17 protein-coding genes, 1 pseudogene and 1 riboswitch are annotated in these 21,677 nt (G+C 40.2%); of the genes and pseudogenes, 1 reads left to right on the top strand and 17 read right to left on the bottom strand.

The genetic code is table 11. The features are described from left to right. Positions 1–109: 109 nt before the first annotated feature. The 3 genes from LVD16_RS12570 to LVD16_RS12560 form a co-directional block, all read right to left on the bottom strand. Positions 110–2,707 carry a T9SS type A sorting domain-containing protein gene (locus LVD16_RS12570; RefSeq protein ID WP_233774295.1) on the bottom strand — a complete coding sequence of 866 codons (2,598 nt, stop codon included), beginning with the start codon at positions 2,705–2,707 and terminating at the stop codon, positions 110–112. Positions 2,708–2,857: 150 nt separating this feature from the next. After that, positions 2,858–6,220, bottom strand: a complete 3,363-nt coding sequence (locus tag LVD16_RS12565; RefSeq protein WP_233774294.1) for a T9SS type A sorting domain-containing protein — start codon at positions 6,218–6,220, stop codon at positions 2,858–2,860. 213 nt (positions 6,221–6,433) lie between these two features. Beyond that, positions 6,434–8,227, bottom strand: coding sequence for an OmpA family protein (locus tag LVD16_RS12560; RefSeq protein WP_233774293.1), 1,794 nt, complete (start codon positions 8,225–8,227; stop codon positions 6,434–6,436). A 176-nt stretch (positions 8,228–8,403) separates the two neighbouring features. Here LVD16_RS12560 and mnmE point away from each other — a divergent pair, with 176 nt between their 5' ends. Next, positions 8,404–9,783: a tRNA uridine-5-carboxymethylaminomethyl(34) synthesis GTPase MnmE gene (gene mnmE / locus LVD16_RS12555; RefSeq protein WP_233774292.1), complete on the top strand. Its 1,380-nt coding sequence runs from the start codon at positions 8,404–8,406 to the stop codon at positions 9,781–9,783. A gap of 2 nt (positions 9,784–9,785) precedes the next feature. On the opposite strand, the gene cobC is transcribed toward mnmE, so the two are convergent. The 14 genes and pseudogenes from cobC to LVD16_RS12485 form a co-directional block, all read right to left on the bottom strand. Then, entirely contained in the window at positions 9,786–10,316 is a 531-nt protein-coding gene (gene cobC, locus LVD16_RS12550; RefSeq protein ID WP_233774291.1) for an alpha-ribazole phosphatase, read from the bottom strand. After that, positions 10,301–11,089 carry an adenosylcobinamide-GDP ribazoletransferase gene (locus tag LVD16_RS12545; protein WP_233774290.1) on the bottom strand — a complete coding sequence of 263 codons (789 nt, stop codon included), beginning with the start codon at positions 11,087–11,089 and terminating at the stop codon, positions 10,301–10,303. Before LVD16_RS12545 ends, cobC begins: the two co-directional genes overlap by 16 nt. Beyond that, on the bottom strand, positions 11,086–12,141 hold the full coding sequence (cobT, locus tag LVD16_RS12540; protein WP_233774289.1) for a nicotinate-nucleotide--dimethylbenzimidazole phosphoribosyltransferase: 1,056 nt from the start codon (positions 12,139–12,141) through the stop codon (positions 11,086–11,088). Before cobT ends, LVD16_RS12545 begins: the two co-directional genes overlap by 4 nt. Position 12,142: 1 nt before the next feature. Next, positions 12,143–12,646, bottom strand: a complete 504-nt coding sequence (locus LVD16_RS12535; RefSeq protein WP_233774288.1) for a bifunctional adenosylcobinamide kinase/adenosylcobinamide-phosphate guanylyltransferase — start codon at positions 12,644–12,646, stop codon at positions 12,143–12,145. Between the two features lie 142 nt (positions 12,647–12,788). Next, a riboswitch (cobalamin riboswitch) is annotated at positions 12,789–12,973 on the bottom strand. Positions 12,974–13,081: 108 nt separating this feature from the next. Then, entirely contained in the window at positions 13,082–13,459 is a 378-nt protein-coding gene (locus tag LVD16_RS12530) for a DUF2255 family protein (protein ID WP_233774287.1), read from the bottom strand. Between the two features lie 75 nt (positions 13,460–13,534). Then, positions 13,535–13,762, bottom strand: coding sequence for a tautomerase family protein (locus tag LVD16_RS12525; RefSeq protein ID WP_233774286.1), 228 nt, complete (start codon positions 13,760–13,762; stop codon positions 13,535–13,537). Positions 13,763–13,826: 64 nt separating this feature from the next. Next, positions 13,827–14,162 carry a (R)-mandelonitrile lyase gene (locus LVD16_RS12520; protein ID WP_233774285.1) on the bottom strand — a complete coding sequence of 112 codons (336 nt, stop codon included), beginning with the start codon at positions 14,160–14,162 and terminating at the stop codon, positions 13,827–13,829. A gap of 61 nt (positions 14,163–14,223) precedes the next feature. Further along, positions 14,224–15,081: pseudogene (locus LVD16_RS12515) on the bottom strand (aldo/keto reductase). 18 nt (positions 15,082–15,099) lie between these two features. Beyond that, complete coding sequence (locus LVD16_RS12510) at positions 15,100–16,299, bottom strand: NAD(P)-dependent alcohol dehydrogenase (protein ID WP_233774284.1); 1,200 nt, start codon at positions 16,297–16,299, stop codon at positions 15,100–15,102. Between the two features lie 11 nt (positions 16,300–16,310). After that, complete coding sequence (locus LVD16_RS12505; protein WP_233774283.1) at positions 16,311–16,811, bottom strand: cupin domain-containing protein; 501 nt, start codon at positions 16,809–16,811, stop codon at positions 16,311–16,313. Positions 16,812–16,922: 111 nt separating this feature from the next. Next, complete coding sequence (locus LVD16_RS12500; RefSeq protein WP_233774282.1) at positions 16,923–17,510, bottom strand: sugar O-acetyltransferase; 588 nt, start codon at positions 17,508–17,510, stop codon at positions 16,923–16,925. Between the two features lie 83 nt (positions 17,511–17,593). Next, the gene (locus tag LVD16_RS12495; protein WP_233774281.1) at positions 17,594–18,472 is read right to left on the bottom strand and encodes a helix-turn-helix domain-containing protein; all 879 of its coding nucleotides are present in this window, start codon (positions 18,470–18,472) and stop codon (positions 17,594–17,596) included. A 53-nt stretch (positions 18,473–18,525) separates the two neighbouring features. Continuing rightward, entirely contained in the window at positions 18,526–18,777 is a 252-nt protein-coding gene (locus tag LVD16_RS12490; protein WP_233774280.1) for a hypothetical protein, read from the bottom strand. Positions 18,778–19,144: 367 nt separating this feature from the next. Next, positions 19,145–21,574 carry a glycoside hydrolase family 2 TIM barrel-domain containing protein gene (locus LVD16_RS12485; RefSeq protein ID WP_233774279.1) on the bottom strand — a complete coding sequence of 810 codons (2,430 nt, stop codon included), beginning with the start codon at positions 21,572–21,574 and terminating at the stop codon, positions 19,145–19,147. Between the last annotated feature and the right edge of the window lie 103 nt (positions 21,575–21,677).

The following is a 21,677-nucleotide window of genomic DNA, read 5'->3' as shown; positions in this document are numbered from 1 at the left end:
TTTTATAGTTATATTATATATAATTTAATTATTATTTTTTAATTAATAAAAAAAAATAGTTATAAAATTTACTTTTATAGCTATATTAAATTAAGATTTTTTGTTAATGCTACTCAACCACCACGTGCCTGCTTTCTGCTTTTCCAGAAGCATTAATCAGACTAATAGTATAAAGACCAGGAGTTAAGCTATTCACAGGTATTTGAACCGCCTCATTCACTGTAGCCTGATATCTAACCGCCCCTTTCACATCAAACATTTTCAATTGATAATCAGAGCCATCTTCCTTGAACACTACATTCACATATTCTTTTGCTGGCACAGGGAATAGATGAAGTGCATCCACCTCTAAGGTGTTGATGATATTAGATTTGATAAGACCAGATTCACCTTGAGCAACCTTTGCACCACTGGCAGACCCTTCAATTTCACAATCAAGATCAGCTTCAATGGCTATTTGGAAGTATGGTCCTCTCACTGAATAATCGGCTGTGTATGTAAATAAATTGGCTGGTATCTCAGTTACAAACTCCATGTTTTGCGGACTGTATCCACTGTAAATCAGGAAGCTCTTATATTCCAAACCTTCATATTTCTCCCAAACCAGGTTAGTCTCCCCTCTGCTGGAAAGGTTAGCTGTGAGATGAAGGGTTTTGTGAGCACCGGAAAAATCCTGAGCCTCACACTCATCAGATGGTTTTATCTTGTATCTATAACTTCTGATGTTAGCATTAGAGTTAACATCTTGCCAGTAGTTAAGCCCAGCTGAAGAAGTAGCTACATATTCGAACTCACCATAAGCGGTAGTTTCTTTATAAACATCAACCGTTCCCTCCACATCATCTGACCAGTGAATTACATTATTACTGTTAGCCTGTGATATGTAGCATATTGGTAGGGGCTTGTACTCATTCTGCTTAATTTCTACGGAAATTGTACAGTTCGCCACATTCTTTACAAAAATTTGTGATTGACCATCGTAAGGTATTGTTGCTTGAGATTGAGGACCATATTGCATGATTTGCATTTTCCTGGCTGCCACAGCCTCCATATCACTGAAGGTAGCCCAAGCTACATCATTTCTGTTTGTAGCCAAAGGAGTGGGCATATAAAGAAATTTGAATTCCCTTTCCTCAGACACCACCATGCTTCCCCCTACATCATAGCCATATAAGTATATTCCCCCATCTCCAGTATCTTCACCTGGGGCGTTTTCACCTGCTACATATAAATTACCATTTATATCTAAAGCTAATCCTGTAATCTGTGAGAATCCATGATAATCGGGATTACTATAAATTGACATTACGTAATTATCGGCAGCCTGACCGTTAATGGCATCTATTTTCAATACAGCAGTACCGAAATTACCGCCCAGTGAAAAGTAATCGTATGCAAAGGAATCATCACGAATATCCAAAGCAACGGCTAGCTGATTACGTGGACCTGCCTTCAATCCTGAAACGTATGTCATTCCATCACTCTTACTAGCCGTCTCCGCCCAACGCAAATCACCATCCGTAGTTAAAGATGCCACAGCCATTCCAAAATCTGAAGCCACGGTATCCGAATCAATAGTAAGATAATCTCCTGTAGCTACGGCCAAATAAACCTCACCCATTGGATTCGCATCAAATTGCACAACATCTCCCTCAAATGATACATACTCAGAATAACCATACTCTTTCACCCACTGAGACACACCAGTCTTACTATATTTGTAAACCGAAGATTCTGTAGCAAGATAAACATTCCCCATATAGTCAGTAGAAAGACCGATAAGGAAGTTAGCATCCGACCATGACCTATGCCAAATATATTCACCATCAGGAGATAATTTAACTAAAGTAACCCCTTCTACAGCTATCTCCTCACCGCCGATAGTTTCCCAGCTAAATGCCAAAGAACCAAATGCCCAATAAATGTTACCTTCTTCATCCTTAGATAATTCAGCATTTTCAATATACTTAGTCAAACCCTGACTCCATTCAATCTCATTACTCTTATTAGCTTTTACCAAATAAGAATTATAGGATGGATCCAACTCCACAGTACCAAAGAAATGGGTATACGAAAAAGAAGTATAAAGAGACCCTTCTTCCGTCAATAACATATCCGTGTAGAAGACCTCATCTTCACCTCGAATCCTTTCTTTTTCATCTTGAAGCGCAAGATTTGTATAGTTTTCACCATCATAACTGTAAGAATATTGACCTCTACTTCCCATCAACCAATCGCCCTCACCAGAGTTTCCATTAATATCCAATGTTATATCATCAGAACACACTGATTCAAGGTCAACTTCCGCCTCTTGCTCAGAAGCTCCATAAACAACTACCGACCCCCTAGTTTGATTACCTGCAGAATCATAGGCAGTTACAGTATACATTCCAGGACTTAAATTACTAATAGTACTAGTTGTGGCCCCTGTATTCCAAATAACAGGGAATTCATAGCTACCATTACCCAGAGTCCAAACGAAAACTTCACCATCATTGGCTCCAGGGCAGCTCTCATGGCTAACGTGAAATAAAAGCCGGATATAAGAATTAACATATGAGTCATCATCACCTGGTGACGGCGGATTATCATATTCAAGACATTCATCACTACCAGACAAGGTAATGGCATTTGCAGAGGCCACACTTAGAAAAGTAGCCATAACGAGGCATGCAGCAAAGCATGCAGTTTTAATTAAAGCACTCATACAACAGTTGTTTTTAGTTGGTTAGTATTAGAATTGTTACATATATTATATTTGATAATTCAATTTTAAATAAAATATAATTTAAATACAATTTTATATACATTAATAAATTATTACTATAAAATTTATATTTAAATTATATTTTCGAAACTATTCGATCACAATATTGTTTTGCATTCTTTCTCCCGAATTATTGGTCAGCAAAACAGTGTATAATCCTTTAGACAGGCTATTTAGATATATTTGGGAGGTTTCTCTGACTACAGCCTGATACCTTACGGCGCCCTTCATATCTATGACGCGCAGCTGATACTCAGATCCATTTGAATTGAAACCTACATTTAACACCCCACGGGATGGATTAGGATATAGGGTGAGATGATCCTTGGTATATATGTTTTTAATATTAGATTTGATCTTGTTAGTGTTTTCCGCAGCCGTTCTGCCATTTACAGCATTGGTCTCCTCAATATCACAACTTGCAACTCCAGCTACTTCTACCTGATAAAATTGCGATGTCGACTCTGGCTGGTAATCAGTATAGGTATTCATACCGGCCGGAATTTCAGCCATAAGCACCATATCAAAACTTGACGAGCCTCGATAAATCTGAAAACTTTCATAAGAAGTGCCTTCATATTTATCCCAAAGCAGGTTGACCTGACCTGCATTTCCTCTATTTATGGTTAGATGCAATGTTTTATGAGGTTCTGAAAAAGCATCTTCACTATCTGAACAAACTTCAGCAGACTTAATTTTATAACGATAACTTCTTTCTGATGGATCTACAGAACCGTCAACAAAGCTACTTCGACCCGATTCAGAGGTTCCTATATATTCAAATTCATCTAATCGACTAGTTTCTCTGTACACATCCATAGCTGATGCTTCATCTGCAGACCAGTTGATATTAATACCATTATCTTCCACAGACATATAACATATTGATGTTGGCGTAAACTCATCATCTAGTGGCTGCACCTGCATAGAGCAACTATTAGCATCCATCACGTATAGTGGCTGATCTAGCATAGCCGCAGGCAGATGTGTTTGATTTTCTGCTCCGTATTTATAGATATCAACTATTTGATCAGCACTGTAATAATCATATTGCGCCCAATAAACATTGCCACCTTCATAATCCAAAGCTCCATAATCAGAATAAGTCCACTCATCACTGGCCATTAGGTCTATAACCCGGCCTGACTTATTCAACGTGATCACAAATTGCTCAGGGCGATCAGAATAGAAACCATCGTTTCCTGTTCTCCATGGACTATGTCCATTTATATAAATATTGCCTTCCTCATCTACATCAATGCCTTCAGCCCAAACATATAGAAAGGGATATGGTTGAGTATACTGAACAAACGCATTAGACCAAATAGGCTCACCAGAATCAGGATTTAATGATAGTGCTGCTAAGGTATTTTTAGTAAAGTTGAGGTTTTCATATTTGGAATAATATGATAAGCTAGAAAATCCAAATATTAACTCTCCATTGGTGTTCATCTTAATTACCTGAGGAATATCATAATTGGTTCCGCCACCCCTCTTAGCCCAGCTTACACCACTTTCGGTAATTTTAGCTACATAAAAATCATAGTTACCAGCACTCTTCAACTTAGTGCCTTCAAAATCTATTTCTGTAGTAAATGAGCCTATCACATAAGCCTCATTATTATGAGCCTCTACACCATGAATATTGTGATAATCAATAACTCTATAGGAATTTCTCCACGTCTCATTTCCATCTTTATCATTAGCAATCACCTTTAAAGTATTAGGAGCCTTGCCAGCTATAAAAATGTTATCAAATTCATCTAAATCCACAAAAGAAGATGTCACATCATAGGATTTAGACCAAAGATGCTCTCCCCCTGAACTTATTTTTGACAGATTAGTGCTGTTTGCCAGATAATTAATAGTCTGACCATTAGCATTTAAACTACCACCATCGTTTCCGGAATTAAATGAAAAAATAATATCACCATTACTATCCAGGTTAATGCGAGGTTCCGCTGAAGGGAAGTAAACATTAGATTTAGTAACGGTCTTCCATAGCACCCTATTATTATCATCTAATTTTACGAGGATTAAATTTTCTTCGCCTGACTTACCTAAAACTGTTTTCCCATCAAGTATACTTTCTCCGCTTACATAAGCTAACACATACATGTAGCCAGCTTTATCCACTTTGAAATCTAAGATATATAACACTCCATATCCTTGTGAAGCTGTGGCATCAAACCTGGCTCTTAATCTCTTCACATCTGCAGCTAACTGCACCTCTCCTGCATCCTCAAACTGATATGAATAAGGACCATTTCCTCCACTAATATTCAACTGAACTGTATCTGAACACAAAGAGCCGCTCAATTGTCCCATCAGCGGGGCGTTACCCTCAACTCTAGCTTTCCTGGACACAATATTACCACGAGCATCCTCAACGGTAAGTTCATATATACCTGGCGACAAAGCGCTTAAATCTTCAGATGTAGCTCCGGTGCTCCAGCGATATCTCAAAGGAGCCACTCCTCCACTAACCGTAGCATCGATAGCACCATCCATAACATTAGCACAAGAAACTCCATTTACATTAAAGGAAATACCGCCACCAACACTAATTGCCTCAGCACCTGAAACATAGTCAACGGCCTCTTTGTCAGTAACTATAGCTGACAAATTATACTGCCCTTCATTAAGAGTAACATGAAATTCAAATGGCATCTGCTCGTCCACCCAGGTTTCGCCTGTTAGACTGTTACGGATTTCTATTTTATCTGCTACGGGCAAATCAGTTCTTTCAATCTCTGCCACAAGTGATAGACCTGCACCGGTACCATCATGAGCATTATCATTTTTCTTATCTCCAAACCATTGGAAACGCTCTTTCTTACCAACAAAACTGATATCTTTTACACCGAGATTGAATACCCCAGCCTGTGCACTAAAGGGGAAAGAAATGAATTCTAGTTTTTTGAAATTAACACGGGCGTCATCAAAGTCAGCCAAGGGGATAGTCATTTTAATCCAGCCATCTGCCAAGGCCTCTGCTGTAGCCACATAGGGAGCTACGGACATACCTATAGCAGCAGGATCATTATTTGGCCTAAATTCTATCTTAGACCAGTTGATGTCACCTCTAAAGTCTTTAACAATAACCTCAACGTATTCATAATCGACATTTCGGCGATTACCGTATACGCTGTTCTCATCATATCCTAACCGTACTTTTTTAACATTTCGGTCAGAAGATAATACCCTCATAAATTTAAATTCACTAAATCCACTAAGTTCCACGCCCAAAGTATATTGAGCAGGAGCCTGAAACGGATTTCCTTCTGCGTTCAACTGAACGCTAGTTCCAACGGTAGTATCTGATGGATTAAGATTGACAAGATCTGAATACATCGATTTTTCGGATGGGATTTTTTCTTTAGCGATTATTGCACTTCCAAGACAAAAGAAAATGCATACCTGTAACGATAAATTAGTAATTAAAGCTTTCATATAATAGACGTTTAGTATTGATTAATTTTTAGTATGATTCAACAAGACATGGCATAGCACTGCCCATTTCAGGTACTAAATAGCTTCTGACCAACAAGTTAAAGAACGTATAACCGCCAGGGCGGCAGTTATGTTACATAAAGATAGGAAAGATTTTATGTTATTTGGGGATGACCAATGAAATATTTATAAATATTTAAATATTTTACTTCATCATTCCTCTGCTACAATACTTACATCTGCACGTCTATTTTCTTCGGGGTCGGCACCATCTTCACTTTTCACCGCTCCATATCCCTGAGCTATGATCCGCTCCTCTGGTATGCCATGCGCTACAAAATAATCAAGAACAATGAGTGCTCTCTTTTGCGATAGCTGTAGGTTATATCTCGGATTACCGTCAGCACTGGCGAATCCTGAAATATTAATATTTAATACTTTATACTTATTAAGAAGGGAAATTATACTGTCAAGCTCATCTCTATGCACCTCATCAATGGCACTTTGAGAGGCATTGAAATAGATGCGATGCGCATGATCCATTAGCTGGAGTTCATGCTCTTCAAAACGAACATCTGCAGGCAGACCAGGAATGTCTGGCTGTTGATCCTGCGAATTACTATTTTCAGCTTCAGCTCTTTCTTTTTCTTTCTTAGCTTGAGCAATTAGCTCAGAACCAGACATTTTCTTTCCAGAGCCATAATATTTCACACGGAAAATATCTGTGAAGCCTAATCCTCCCTCACGCACTGAAGAGTAGTAGCCTACTCTACCATCTTTTGAGGCTCTGAAAAAGATTTCATCATCCGGAGTATTTACGGGATATCCTAAGTTCTCAGGTTCAGACCATTCGCCGGATAAACTATCATATACAGATTTGAAGATATCGTATCCACCATAACCCTTATGACCAGCACTACTGAAATACAATGTTTTACCGTCATATGATAAGAATGGACTATCTTCATCAAACTCGGTATTAATCATAGGTCCAAGGCTTTTTGATTTATACCAACGCCCCTTATCATCTTTCACACACATGTAAATGTCAATCCCTCCGGCACCACCAGGTCTATTACTGGTATAGAATACCAAATCAGGAGTAGAGGTTTCGGTGATGGAATTTTCTGAATACACTGAAGAATTGATTTTATCTGTAAGAAACTCAGGCTCAGTCCATTCTCCATCTACAAAATCGCTATAATAAATATCTCCCCTGCCTTCATCTTTATATAGATATAACCTGCTACCATCTGCTGACAGGGCGATATTGGCATCATGATATTCAGTATTTATAGGCTCACCTATGTTTTCTGCTTCACTCCATTTTCCACCCACTTTTCTGGATATGAAGATGTCTTCAAAATAAAAATTATCCTTATCAACATCCGGACTGGTATTACCCTCTTGTCTGCGAGAGGTGAAAATCATTACTGTTTCGTCCTGATTCAAAACTGGCGCATAATCGGGCCAAACAGAGTTAATACCGGGCTCTAATATTTCCACAGAGTATCGGGCAGGCTGATTTATAATCTCTTTTCCATTATTACACTCTACAACTCTTCTACGAACATCTTCTGGCAGCACTCTATCCTTGCCACGGTAATGCATATCATGAGTAACTTTATATTCATATTTTTTATAATACTCCAGCGCCTGATCGAAGTCCAAACCGTAATGGTAAGCACGACCAATTTGGTACCAAATATCAAATCTATATGAAGGTTTTTGCTCCTGAATGCGTAATAAGTACTTGAGGGCCTGATCTTTATTAATGGTTTCAAGGTATAACTTACCAGCCATCCAGTTGGCAGTAATATTATTAGGATCTAGCTCTGCTGCCTTTATAAATAACTCTTTAGCTATTTCTATGGCCTCTTTTTGCTGAGAATATATTTGTGTAGCCTGCTGAAGATACTCTTCGGCCAGGGCTACCGAATCTTCCTGAGCTTTACTAAATGTTACAAAAGCCAACCAGCAGACAAAGAATAAAGAAAATGGTTTCACTAAATATGGAGTCAAAAAAATGATCGAAACTCTTACAAAAAACTAAAGACCGTTCAATATAATAGCTTAATACGTGAAGTTCAAGAGCATAGCTATTATTCGTTATCTCTCTGACTTAAAAGTGCATGTATATTTTAATGTGCTTACATTTGCATATCAATAAAATAAGGAACGTTTTGAGTCAACACATAGGATCCACTGAAGATACAATAGTAGCTCTTTCTACAGCACCAGGCGTAGGTGCCATAGCGGTTATAAGACTTTCTGGCGATGATGCCATTAAAATATGTAACAGTGTATTTAAAGGGAAAGACCTGGAGAAGCAGCCTACCCACACACTACATTTCGGCACTATACGAGATGGAGAAAAAGTGATTGATGAAGTGGTGGTATCTCTATTTGTAGGACCAAAATCATTTACTAAAGAAAATGTCGTAGAGATCAGCTGTCATGGCTCTCCTTTTATTGTAAAGCAAGTAATTAAAGTTCTTCTAGCTGCCGGCTCAAGACTGGCTCTACCTGGGGAATTTACCAAAAGAGCCTTTTTAAATGGCCAGTTTGACCTGGCCCAGGCTGAGGCTGTAGCCGATCTTATCAATTCTGATTCTGCGGCCTCGCATGAAGCCGCTCTTAACCAGATGCGTGGTGGCTTTTCCGAGCAAATTCGCCAGCTAAGGGAGGAGCTTATACATTTTGCCTCTATGATAGAGCTGGAGCTAGACTTTGGCGAGGAAGATGTAGAATTTGCTGACAGAGATGACTTAAAGAACCTGATCAACAACTTGCTGAAAGTAATCAACGCCTTAATAGAGAGCTTTGACCTGGGTAATGTCATTAAAAATGGTGTACCCACCGTAATTGCAGGTAAGCCCAATGCTGGTAAATCTACTTTGCTCAACGCCTTATTAAACGAAGAAAAGGCTATTGTATCTGACATTGCAGGTACCACCAGAGATGTGATAGAAGATGAAATTAACCTGGGCGGCATCACCTTTAGGTTTATTGATACAGCTGGAATTCGTGAAACTGAAGATACGATTGAAAAAATTGGAGTGGAGCGAACGCAGGCTCAAATGAAAAAGGCCTCTCTTATTATATATATGATTGACCTGGCCAATGACAATGTTGTAGACTTCAACCGCGACATCAACAAGCTGGAAAATATGGGTATTCCGTTTATAGTGGTGGGCAACAAAATTGACAAGGCTCAGCCAGAACTAAAATCAGCTGTGGAAGGTGTAAAGGGATCCATACTTATAGCCGCTAACACCAAAGAGAATCTGGACGCTTTGAAAGATAGAATTTTAGAAGAGGTTAATCTTGACAACTTCAAGTCTGGCAACACCCTAGTAACCAACATTCGCCACTATGACAATCTACTTAAAACCAGAAATGCCCTACAAGATGTCCTCAACGGCCTCGGCAACAATATCACTGGCGACTTTTTAGCTATGGATATTAGGCAGTCATTACATTATTTAGGAGAGATCACTGGTGAGATTACTACAGATGATTTGTTGGCGAATATCTTTAGTAAGTTTTGTATTGGCAAATAAAATCATAGCACTGAACTACAAACCACCTCCCCATACTCAACAGAAATATCGCTAAAGCATTTATCTAGCGGAATACCTCTAAACTCAGCCAGCAGTACTCGAATAACTCCTGCGTGAGTGATGATGGCTATTTTGCCAGGGTTTTCAGTTTGCACCTCTTGCCACCACTCAAGTACTCTGTGATGCAGATCTAGCAATGACTCTCCTTGTGGTGGAGATAGGTTGACGAAATCTTTCATCCAGGGATTGAGTTCTGATGGTGGGATGTTGTTCCAGGGCTGGAGTTCCCAGGTGCCAAAATTAACTTCCTTGAGACGGTTATCATACTTCACATGATTTGGTACCACTAATTCCGCCAGCCGCTTGCAGCGAGATAAGGGACTGCTGTATACTGCATCGAACTTTCCCGGAAGTTGGTCTAAAACCTTTTCAGCCTCTGCTGTGAAAGTATCTTCCAGCTCAACATCGCTTTGACCATAGCATATGCCCTTCATGGCCTTTGGCGCGGTATGTCGAATTAAATAAACTTCCATACACCAAGGATACTCATGTAAATAATAACTTCGAAGATTTGCTGGGCTGCCCCTAGACAGTCACCGGTGTAGCCGCCTATCCACTTGTTGTAGTAGCGACGGAGATAGAGAAACACCAGGGTGAGGGCAGCAAAAATGATTAAAAAAGGCCATTGATGAGAGTAAATAATCAAAAACAGCAGTGGTACTACAGAAAATATAGACGCTAACCACAAGTTCTTCATAGACACCTGATTAGCTACGGGTTTGGCCTTTGAAACATCTGTATCCTGCACATAACTGTCGGTAAAGATGAAAACGGAAGCTGAGAAACGACTTAAGGTATGTGCTACAATCCAGGTGATGAATATCCATAGCATGTCTAACTCTTCCGATAAGGATATCAATAAAGCGAACTTTAAAGCAAAGAGGCATATCAATCCTACTACTCCGTAAGCCCCTACCCTGCTATCTTTCATTATCATCAAGATTTTCTCCTTGGTCCAGCCGCCACCAAAACCATCACAAACATCAGCAAAGCCATCTTCATGGAAAGCTCCTGTCATTAATACAGTTACAATTGAGGATATGATGACACCTACCCAGCTATTCAGACAAAAAGTTGTGAGATAATAGGCCGCAAAAGCGCCGAATCCTACCAGCCAACCAATTAGAGGAAAGTACCTGACCGACAGATTGATATACTCTGGTTCGTGACCAACCCATTTCGGACAGGGTATTCTGGTGTAGAACATTAAGGCCGTAAAAAATATGCGTATTTCCCTCTTGATCATTCTGATTTACTTACGCCCGCACTTTCAAAACTTGCCATATCATTAAGCATATCTACCGCCATTTTTATGATTGGGAAAGCGGCCGCACACCCCGTACCTTCGCCCAATCGCAATGAGAGACTTAAAATAGGTTTAGCATCTAAAAATTGGAGCATCTTTTCATGTCCTTGTTCATTAGATCGATGAGAAAAAAGAGCATATTCTTTCACCGCAGGGTTAATTTTATGTGCTATTAAATAAGCGCTGGTAGAAATAAAGCCATCCACCAAAATAACATGCCCAAGTGACGCTGCTTTCAGCATACCACCAGCCATCTGCGCTATTTCAAAACCTCCATAGGCTACCAGGATTTGTAGAGATGTGCTTTCTTCAGATAGCTGATGAAAAGCCACGACCTCTTGCAATGTATTAATCTTTTGATTAAGGAAATCTCCTTCCGCGCCTGTTCCCCTGCCTACACATCCATCAATTGGCAGGTTACAGATATGACTCATGATTAGCGCTGCAGAAGAGCTATTACCTATCCCCATTTCTCCAAAACCGAAAACATTCACGCCAACGTTATGCAGATCATTTACTATTTCTGCACCTTTTACTAATCCCTGTTCTGCAATGTGTAGATCCATGGCATTTCCATAACGATAATCTTTAGTGCCATTTCCTAATTTAGCATGAACTAAGGGTAAGGATCTATCAAAGCTATGATTAACTCCAGCATCAACTATCTGAACATTCATACCTGCAGATCTGGCAAGCACATTAATTGCCGCTCCGCCTTGCAGAAAATTCATCACCATTTGATATGTAACTTCTTGTGGGTAAGGATTTACTACTCCAGATTTCGCAATACCATGATCACCGGCAAAAACTACTACTGTCGGTTTCTTTAACGATGGACTCAAATTCCGTTGTATTCGAGCCACCCTAAATGCAATTTCCTCAATAACACCAAGAGCCCCCACTGGCTTAGTCTTCTGATTAATCTTACTCCAGATAGCCTCGTCTAAATCCTGAGGTACTGGTTCGATAGCCCAATTGCTCTTGTTTATCATGTTACTTAAGTTTTAACGGCAGGCCTGACACCATAAAAACGGCCTCATCTGCCTTATTTGCTATAAATTGATTCATCCAGCCTTGTAACTCGGTGAATTTACGTCCTACCTCTGTTTGCGCATGTATACCCATACCTATTTCATTAGAAATGATAATTAGTGTACAATCTTGCTCAAACAGTTGTTTCAATTCTGCTTTACCACTTTCTAAACAGGCCTCAACATCGTACTTAAGATCTGAATACCAATTAGTTAACCATAGAGTAACACAGTCCACCACCACCACTTTCTCATGAAGATCAATAGCACCAATATGCTTTTCTTCCTCAATATTTTCCCATCGTTCATCACGATCACTTTGGTGCCTCTTTACCCTCTTTTCAAAATCAGCATCCCAATTACGGGAGGTAGCAAGATAAACAGGATTATCTGAAAGGCTTAAAGCCAGATTCTGCGCATAGCTACTCTTGCCAGAGCGCTCTCCACCAGATATATAATAGATCATTTTTAATCAATTCATGATTTATCAATAAATGCTCTGTGGAATGGCTTATTTGAATAAATATGAACATAAGGCCTTGCGCATTATTAAAAGGCGCAACGCTAACGATTGATGTAATTCATATCTGACCTTTCCACCGAAAGTCTTTATACATTATGCGAAGGGCAGGTTTTCTGGCTTACTCCACTACTCTCCGCCTTCCCATTAAATATAACAGTGACTTGTTTGAAAGTAGCCTTTAAGAGCATACAGCTACGGGGATAGCTCCGGACTCACACCGGATTCCCTTTTAATTTCCCATAAAGGAAAACCATTGCATGGCGCAATGATATTGATTTAAACTTTGGAAATGCTATGATTCCAGAATAATTAAAAAGAAAGGTCTAAAGACCTGTTTATCCAGGTGATTGAATAATCCTAGATGGGTGTCAACAATAATTATATTACTTCTATAGTAGCTGCCTTTGCCCTACTACTCATCATAGAATTCAGATATGAACTATTATGATATTTCTCTCGGTAAGCCTGATCAATTTTATCATTCAACTCATCGTCTTTAACAGACTGAAACCGCACATTTTTTTCTAGGCCAGCACCTGTAATCTTACCTGCTTTTTGAGCTAAGGCCGATTGATACCATCTACCGGATACACCACTATACGCTCTTACAAACAACCTATTTTCAACACTCACAGACCAAATCCAGGTGAGAGTACCGTAAGTTTCACCATCTGAGTAATAAGGGGCAATTTTAAAATCATCTTTAGAAGCAACCTCCCTAATCTCTTCTACATTTAAGCCTTGTATATTATTCATTAATAAAAGATTTAAAACTCACAGGCATTCATAAATCATGAATGCCTGTGAGCATATTTATGACCAAAACTGGCATCACATTTCGTTTCCCGGATATTTATATAGCAAATTCTTATTTCCCAGAATCTGTTTAGGATAAACATCACCCTTCCACTGATCCAAGGTAAAATCTTCAATAGAGACTGAGAATGACTCCTCACCATAATGAAGTATCTCCATAGCGGTTTTCACCAAAGCATCAGATAGTTCTTTCTTCTGTTCTTCGGTTTTCCCTTCCAATAATTTTATCTGTAAATGAGGCATTATATTATGACTTATACTGCTCATCAGTCACCTTTTCCATCCAGGTAACTACCTCTCCATCAACTTATTCCTGAATAGCTATGTGACTCATCGCCTTACCAGCTGAGGCTCCATGCCAGTGCTTTTCATTAGGTGGAAACCACACGATATCACCTGGCTTTATCTCTTCAATTGGACCACCTTCTCGCTGTACTAAACCTACTCCTGACTGCACAATTAAAGTTTGCCCGGCAGGGTGCGTATGCCAGGCCGTTCTTGCACCAGGTTCAAAAGTGACCAATGCTCCGGCAGCCTTGGTGGAGTCCTTCTTCGCAAATAAAGGATCTAACCTAACACTACCTGTAAAATACTCTTCGGGTGGTTTTACTGATGGCTGTTCGCCGTTTTTTATAATTTCCATGATGTTTATTCTTTAGTTATAATTTGATTATTTGTCGTTCTTCAGTTTAAGATGCCAAAACTTAATTGGCAAATACCGGGAACTTGCTGGCCTCACCGTAATCTTTGATCTTAATACCGTTGAGCGTATCCATATCTTCATCTGAAATCACAAAGTCTACAGCTGCGTTAGATTTCATATGATCAGGATTAGCTGTTTTTGGTAATGGCAATAAACCAAGCTGTAAATCATACCTAACGCCTAGCTGGGGAACCGAAACATCATACTTTTCAGCTATAGCTTTCACCTCTTCATTCTTCATTAATTCTCCATGACCAATTGGTGAATATGCCTCTACCAAAAGACCATTCTTCTCACAAAAATCGATCAGCTCAGCGGGTCTGTTACCTGCATGCACCAAGGTTTGGTTGACCATAGGCTTTATCTCGCAGCTATCAAGTATGTTTTGAACATCCTCTATTTCGAAGTTGGATAGACCAATGGCTTTTAATTTACCAGCTTTGTACGCCTCCTCTAAAGCTTTCCAAATTGCTTTATTTTCCTCGAAGTAAGGCTTATCACTTTTAAACTACTGCCATGGTTTCGGGCTATGAATGATCATCATATCAATATAATCAATCCCTAAAGTTTTGATCGACTCATCGATGGACTTAACTGCCTCATCATACGATTTAACCTCTGCGGCCAGCTTAGTAGTAACGAAAAGCTCTTCTCTTTTCATCCCACTTTCTCTGATACCCTCACCTACTCCTCGCTCATTTTGGTAAGCCTGTGCAGTATCTATATGTCTATAGCCTAATTTTATGGCAGCCTTTACGGCTTCTGCTACTTTATCATCATCTATTAACCAGGTTCCCAGCCCTAGTTTTGGTATGTTTACTCCATTAGATAAAGTATAGTTTTCTTGTAATGTTGTCATAATTCTATGTTTTAATGATTAAAATGTAGATGCATCGATCACATAACGGTAGCGGGCTTTTTTATCAATCACCTTAGTCCAGGCTCCGTTAATCTCCTCAGCATCAATAATTTCTATTGCCGGACGAATCCCATTTTCCGCACAATAATTTACAACTTCCTGGGTCTCAGGAATACCTCCAATGAGTGATGAATTGAAGTTCACCCTTGCAAATGCCAGCATCAGATTATTAATAGTAATTTCAGACTTCTCTGGCATGCCCACAAAGGTGAATGTACCACCCGGCTTAAGGCACATCACATATGGTGTTACATTAAATTGATAAGGAATCGTGCTGATCATATAATCGAGCTTCTTAGCATATGCATTCATATTTTTAAACTCTTTATCAACTACGATGACCTCTTTCACGCCCCATGATTTAATATCTTCCACCTTATCCGGAGAAGTGGTGAAAGCATAAACTTCAGCACCTTTAGACACTGCAATTTTCACCGCCAGATGTCCCAGACCACCAATACCAGCTATGCCCACTTTGTCTCCAATTTTAAATTGAGCTCTCATTAAAGGTGAATAAGTAGTAATACCCGCACAAAGCAATGGAGCAGCCTCTTCAAAAGTGATATTAGCTGGAATGTGGACAGCAAAATGATCTCTCACCACCAATTTATCTGAATAACCACCCTGAGTGATTCCCGTAGGTTCAGCATCCGTAGGTGCTCCATATGTAAATAGAGTTTCACCTCTTTCGCAGAAATGCTCCTCCCCATGGGTACAGCTTTCGCATTCCATACAACTGTCTACCATGCAGCCTACACCGGCTCTGTCACCCACCTTGAATTTGGTCACGTTTTTACCTACAGCGGCTACCACGCCCACTATCTCATGACCAGGAACCTGAGGATACTGCTGCTCGCCCCAGTGGCCCTTCTCCTGATGAATATCTGAATGACAAATGCTAGCAAATTTTATATCAATAAGTATATCATTATCTCCTACAGGTCTTCTCTCAAACTCCCACGGACTCAATTTACCTGATGCATCCTTCGCTGCATACCCTTTTGTTTTTATGTTTTTACTCATGTTCTTGTTTTGATTTGAATTATTTTGAGCGAACAAGCTCACTGGGCTGACCAGTGAAGCCCCTACTCCCAACACCGCCGTTTGCTGCACAAAAGCCCTTCTTGACGGATGTTTTCTTTTATTAAAATCCTCCATATACTATTTAATTATTTAGCCTGATCGTACACCTCATCAGTTACAGCCTCCATCCAGTTTACCACTCCTTTTTCTATGTTTGGAACCACATACATCTGCTGCAAACCTGTATCATGGCTGGCGCCATGCCAATGCCTGGTATTTGGCGGGCATGTCACTGCATCTCCCTTCTTTATGACCTGAATAGGTTGCCCTTCTATCTGATGATAGCCTACCCCATCTGTGATAATCAGTATTTGCCCGGCAGGGTGCGTATGCCAGTTACTACGTGCGCCGGGCTCGAAATAGACATTTCCCACTATGGTAGTAAGTGTAGAATCATTCACCAGGCCAATGTTATAGGCATTGCCGGTGAAGTTTTTATCCGGGCCTTTTTGCCCTTTAGGAAAAATGAAATTTAACTCTTCACTAGTATCAGCAGTACTGCTTTGAGTAGTAGTTTCTGTGTTTTGATTACAACTTGCTGTTATAATGATGATTGCAATCAAAAAGGGGAGTAATCTATACTTCATAATGTGTTCTTTTAGTGATCAAATTGGTTACACTATATTAAGGAGGTATGGTGCAGAGGGGTTATTATAAGAATCAAACCTATAATTAAGGAAATCAAACTAATGGTGATTTTATGGTGCCAAATGTTTAATTATCCTCGCCGGAACGCCTGCAACAACAACATTATCAGGCACATCTTGAGTTACTACTGCACCTGCCGCCACTACGGAATTTACACCTATAGTAACACCTGGCAATATGGTGGCCGCGGCCCCAATCCAAGCATTTTCTTTCACCGTTACAGCGGCTGGAACCATAGTTTTTCTCTCTAATGGATCAATAGGATGGCCTTCTGAAGTGATATTGACACGAGGCCCTATCATTACATTATCTTCAATAGTAATCCCTCCTATATCCAGGAAGCTGCAAGCGTGGTTTATAAATACATTTTTACCGAGCTTTATATTGATGCCAAGATTGGTATAGAACGGAGTAAATACATTTGTTTTTTCATCCAACTCAGCGCCTATAATTGCCGACAATATTTCTCTTATCTCATCTTTGTCCTCAGCCTGATTTAGCCTGGTAACGAGCTTACGCATTTCAGCCGCAGCCTTACTTATTTGACTATAATCAGGATCATCCATAGCTATAGACTTTCCCTCCCTAAGCATTTTGAAAATCTTCTCTTCCGAGAATGGTAAATTTGAACTACTCATACCTTTATATTTAAGTTCTTAGACAAAGGTAGATCAGCCCCAGCGCTATGGGTTAATAAGAATCAAATCAAAGATTAAGAATTTCAAACCTCAGTGACACGTACTGATTTTGGCGTAAAGCCGGTGTGTTTTTTAAAGAAGTTATTGAAATAGGTCGGATAATCGAAACCTAGAGAGTAGGCGATTTCACTAATATTCCAGTCAGTATGCTGCAGCAAAGCCTTAGCTTCACTAACTATCCTATCGGTGATGTGAGCAGTGGTAGACTTTCCGGTGACCTCCTTTACAGCGCGATTTAGATAGTTCACGTGCACAGAAAGATTATTGGCATAATCCTGTGCAGTCCTTAAGTTAAGTGGCTTTTCTGTGGTTTCAATAGGAAATTGTCGTTCTAGCAATTCCAAAAACACAGAAGTAAGCCGAGATGCTGCATTTTTGTGCTGCTCAAAGTTTTCAGAAGGCTCCATTTTCATAGCCTCATGTAGAATGAGGTGAATGTAATTTCTAATCACATCATCCTTAAATGAATATTCTGAGTTCTGCTCCTCGATCATTTTGATGAATATACCATTAAGAAATTCTCGCTGCGCCTCTGAGATGGTGAGTAAAGGTGTACCTCCTATTTTAAATAAAGGTGACTGCTGAAGGCTTTCTGAGTGTTTAGAAAGTTGCAAAAAGTCTTCAGAAAACAACACTGTATAGCCTACATAAGTGGTAGAAAGCGTTTCCCATGAATAAGGAATATGAGGATTTCCGAAAAACAAGACCGTGCCTTCATGCTCATAACTCTTGTCCGCATAATGGATGATGCTCCTTCCGGTGGTGAGACAGATTTTATAAAAATCCTTTCTGCTATACGTTTTCGTGGCGTTTCCATCTTTTTCAATCTGAAACACATTGAAGCCTTTGAGCTTAAGCTCATTATTAAAATCAGAAACGGATCTTTCAATTTTCTCACTCATACATTAAAGTTAAGAAAATCAAACCAAACATCAGATTAGTTTGATACGATTATTTAGGCAATCCTGGATTCGGAATACAAATCATAAGCCGCTACCAGGGATTCTCTCCCTGTAGATGACTCGTATTTCTCATACTTTTCTATCTCCGATCTATCTTCAACATAAACCGCCATATAATCAGCCTCAAAATCATCCCACACCACTAGAAGGTGAGTATAACTGATTTTGCTCTCACGGCCATTTTCCAGCCAGGTATTAAAGAGTTCTTCATCAAGAGATTTTGGATAATCAGAGCCGTCGAACATATGTGTTTGTTAATTAAATAGTGAGGTGTAAAGGTAGGGGAAACAATAAGTAGTAGTTATAGAATACAAAGAAATTAATCACCTCATCCCCCAGCCCTTCTCCTCAAGGAGAAGGGAGTAAAGAGCCCTCTCCTTTTAGGAGAGGGCTTGGGTGAGGTAATACCCAACGCAATGGTTCGACGCAAATATCCAGACTTGAGACCAGTCGGTAATACCTTAGGGTGAAATACTAATCTAATTCATGGATTTCTCCTGCCGTCGAAATGACTGAGATGAGTGTGTTTAGTTTCACCTCATCCCCGGCCCTTCTCCTCAAGGAGAAGGGTGTAAAGCCCTCTCCTTTTAGGAGAGGGTTTGGGTGAGGTCATTACTCCGCCTTTAAAGAATATTCAGCCTTCTTCAGGCCTTTTCCTGAAACAGTGAGTTTTATATCTCCGGCTTTCCTGGATGACTGTACCAGCACTACCAGTTTGCCATTGAAGGCTTTCATGGTGGGCTGATGGAAGATTTCTAGTGAGGTGGCATCGCCATTACATACTGCTCTGAACGAGCCGGCTCCTGATACTTTGAAATTCAGTTGGTTATCTGCCAGAGGGCATGGGTTGCCGTCTTTGTCTACCACAGTGGCTGCAATAAAGCTAATATCCTGACCATCAGCTGTTAGAGCGGATCGATCTGCTTGTAATTCTATGTGATGTGGGGCACCGGCGGTTTTTATTTCTTTCTCAGCCACGGCTTTTCCAGCATCATCAAAGGCCACCACTTTTACTGTTCCTGGCTCGTATTTTACATTCATCCACCTGAGCCTGTCGCGGTCTTGTTTGGTGGAGTCGTTCTTAGTAACAACACCCTGACTTTTGCCATTGATGAATAATTCAGCGCTGTTATAGTTGGTGTAAACAAATACTGGGGTGATCTCTCCTTCTCTGCCTTTCCAGTTCCAATGAGGAAGAATATGCAAAGTTTCCTCCTCTTTATTCCATCTGCTTCGATATAGGTAATATCTGTCTTTTGGGATGCCCGCCAGATCCACCATACCGAAATAAGAGCTTCTTGACGGCCAGAATTCATCATAAGGAGTAGGTTCTCCCAGATAATCAAAGCCAGTCCATACAAACTCACCTATTACCCAGGGCTTATCATCTTGAAGCACAAAATCATCTTCTGGCAGGTTAGACCAGCTGCAATATTCAAGGTCATAGGAAGAGCATTGTAAGTCATCATACTGCTTTGAAACAGCCTTTTCTACAGGGAATTTGTAAACTCCTCTGCTACTCACGGTAGAGGCAGTTTCGGAGCCGAGGATGAATCCTTGTGGGAATTTATCATAGGCCTCTTCATATAAATGCACGCGGTAATTAAGCCCAGGCACATCGAGCAAAGCCCCAAAACCTGATTCCATCACCGCTTTCACCTGATCCATACCCACGGTAACTGGTCTGGTGGGGTCTTCTCTATGAAATATCTCCTGAAGCCACTTGGCTCGCTTCACCCCTTCATTCCCCCACTGATCAGGCACCTCATTACCAGCGCTCCACATCACTATGCATGGGTGATTTCTGGTAGCTTGTACCAAGTTAACAACGTCTTTTTCTGCCCACTCATCAAAATACAGGTTGTATCCATTCTCCACCTTGGGCTTTTTCCATTCATCAAAGCTTTCTGCCACGAAGAGAAATCCCATTTCATCGCAAAGCTCCAACTGCTCCATAGATGGCATATTGTGCGCAGAGCGAATAGCATTACAGCCTAAATCTTTCAAAATGGTGAGCTGTCTTCTTAATGCTGCTTTATTCACAGCCGTTCCTAGCGGACCCAAATCATGATGCAAACAAACGCCTCTGAACTTAGTGGGTTTTCCATTGAGTACAAAGCCATTTTCCCTGCCATACTCAATACTTCTTATCCCGAACCGAATATTCTGAGAGTCCTTTAATTCGTTACCCTGAAACAGCTTTAGCGTAGCGGTGTACAAATAAGGATCTTCCGGACTCCAGAGATGCGGATTCGATACGGAGATATTTTGCACCAACTCATCATCATATTGAGTGCTTTCCTTATGAGTAGCTACCACCTTTCCGTCAGCATCGGTAATCTCTGTTTCTATATGTAAACCGTTGCCCTGCACTTTTGATTTGATGTTGACTCTGGCCACATCATCCGATATGAAAGGCGTGGTGATGTAATGTCCCCAGTGCTGAAAGCTAATTTTATCTTTTTCGATTAACTGTACTTTTCTGTATAAACCTGCACCAGGATACCATCTTGACGAAAACGGCTGATTCTCAAGCCTTACGGCGATTACATTCTCTTCTCCATGCTTTATTTTGTCAGTAATATCAAAGTAGAAATAGCTATAGCCATAAGCACGAGAGCCTACGTACTCTCCGTTCACATACACCTTTGCATTGCTCATGGCTCCATCAAAAGTGAGCAAGAGCTGCTTGCCTGGTGGCACAGTGTAAGTAAAGTGGTTTCTATACCAGCCCACACCGGTGAATGGCAAAGAACCTGTCCTTCCCGTTTTTTCAGTGGCCTTTTCTTCCATATTCTGCTCAATTTTCACCACCTGCTTGTCTATCTCCTTATCAAAAGGTCCATAAATAGCCCAGTCATGCGGTACCGTAACAGACTGCCATTTGGCATCGTTAAAATCGGCTTGATCTGCTCCCCCAGCCTCTCCTTTGTGAAATTTCCAACCATCTTTTAGTGTCTGCACTTTCCTTTCCTGAGCCTTGACAAAACCGGCCTGAATTTGAAATAAAAGAATGGTAAATATGAATAATCGCTTGATCATGAGAATGATAAAAATTTGAACTTCAAATAAGGGTAAAACTACTTGAATGGCTTAACCTTTGCAATAATAAGTGTAGTATTTACGTTTATTAATAAGCCATCAC

The organism is Fulvivirga ligni (assembly GCF_021389935.1).
Taxonomy (GTDB): domain Bacteria; phylum Bacteroidota; class Bacteroidia; order Cytophagales; family Cyclobacteriaceae; genus Fulvivirga; species Fulvivirga ligni.
Note: the sequence above shows the minus strand (reverse complement) of the source record. Positions and strands in the feature narration are given on the sequence as shown.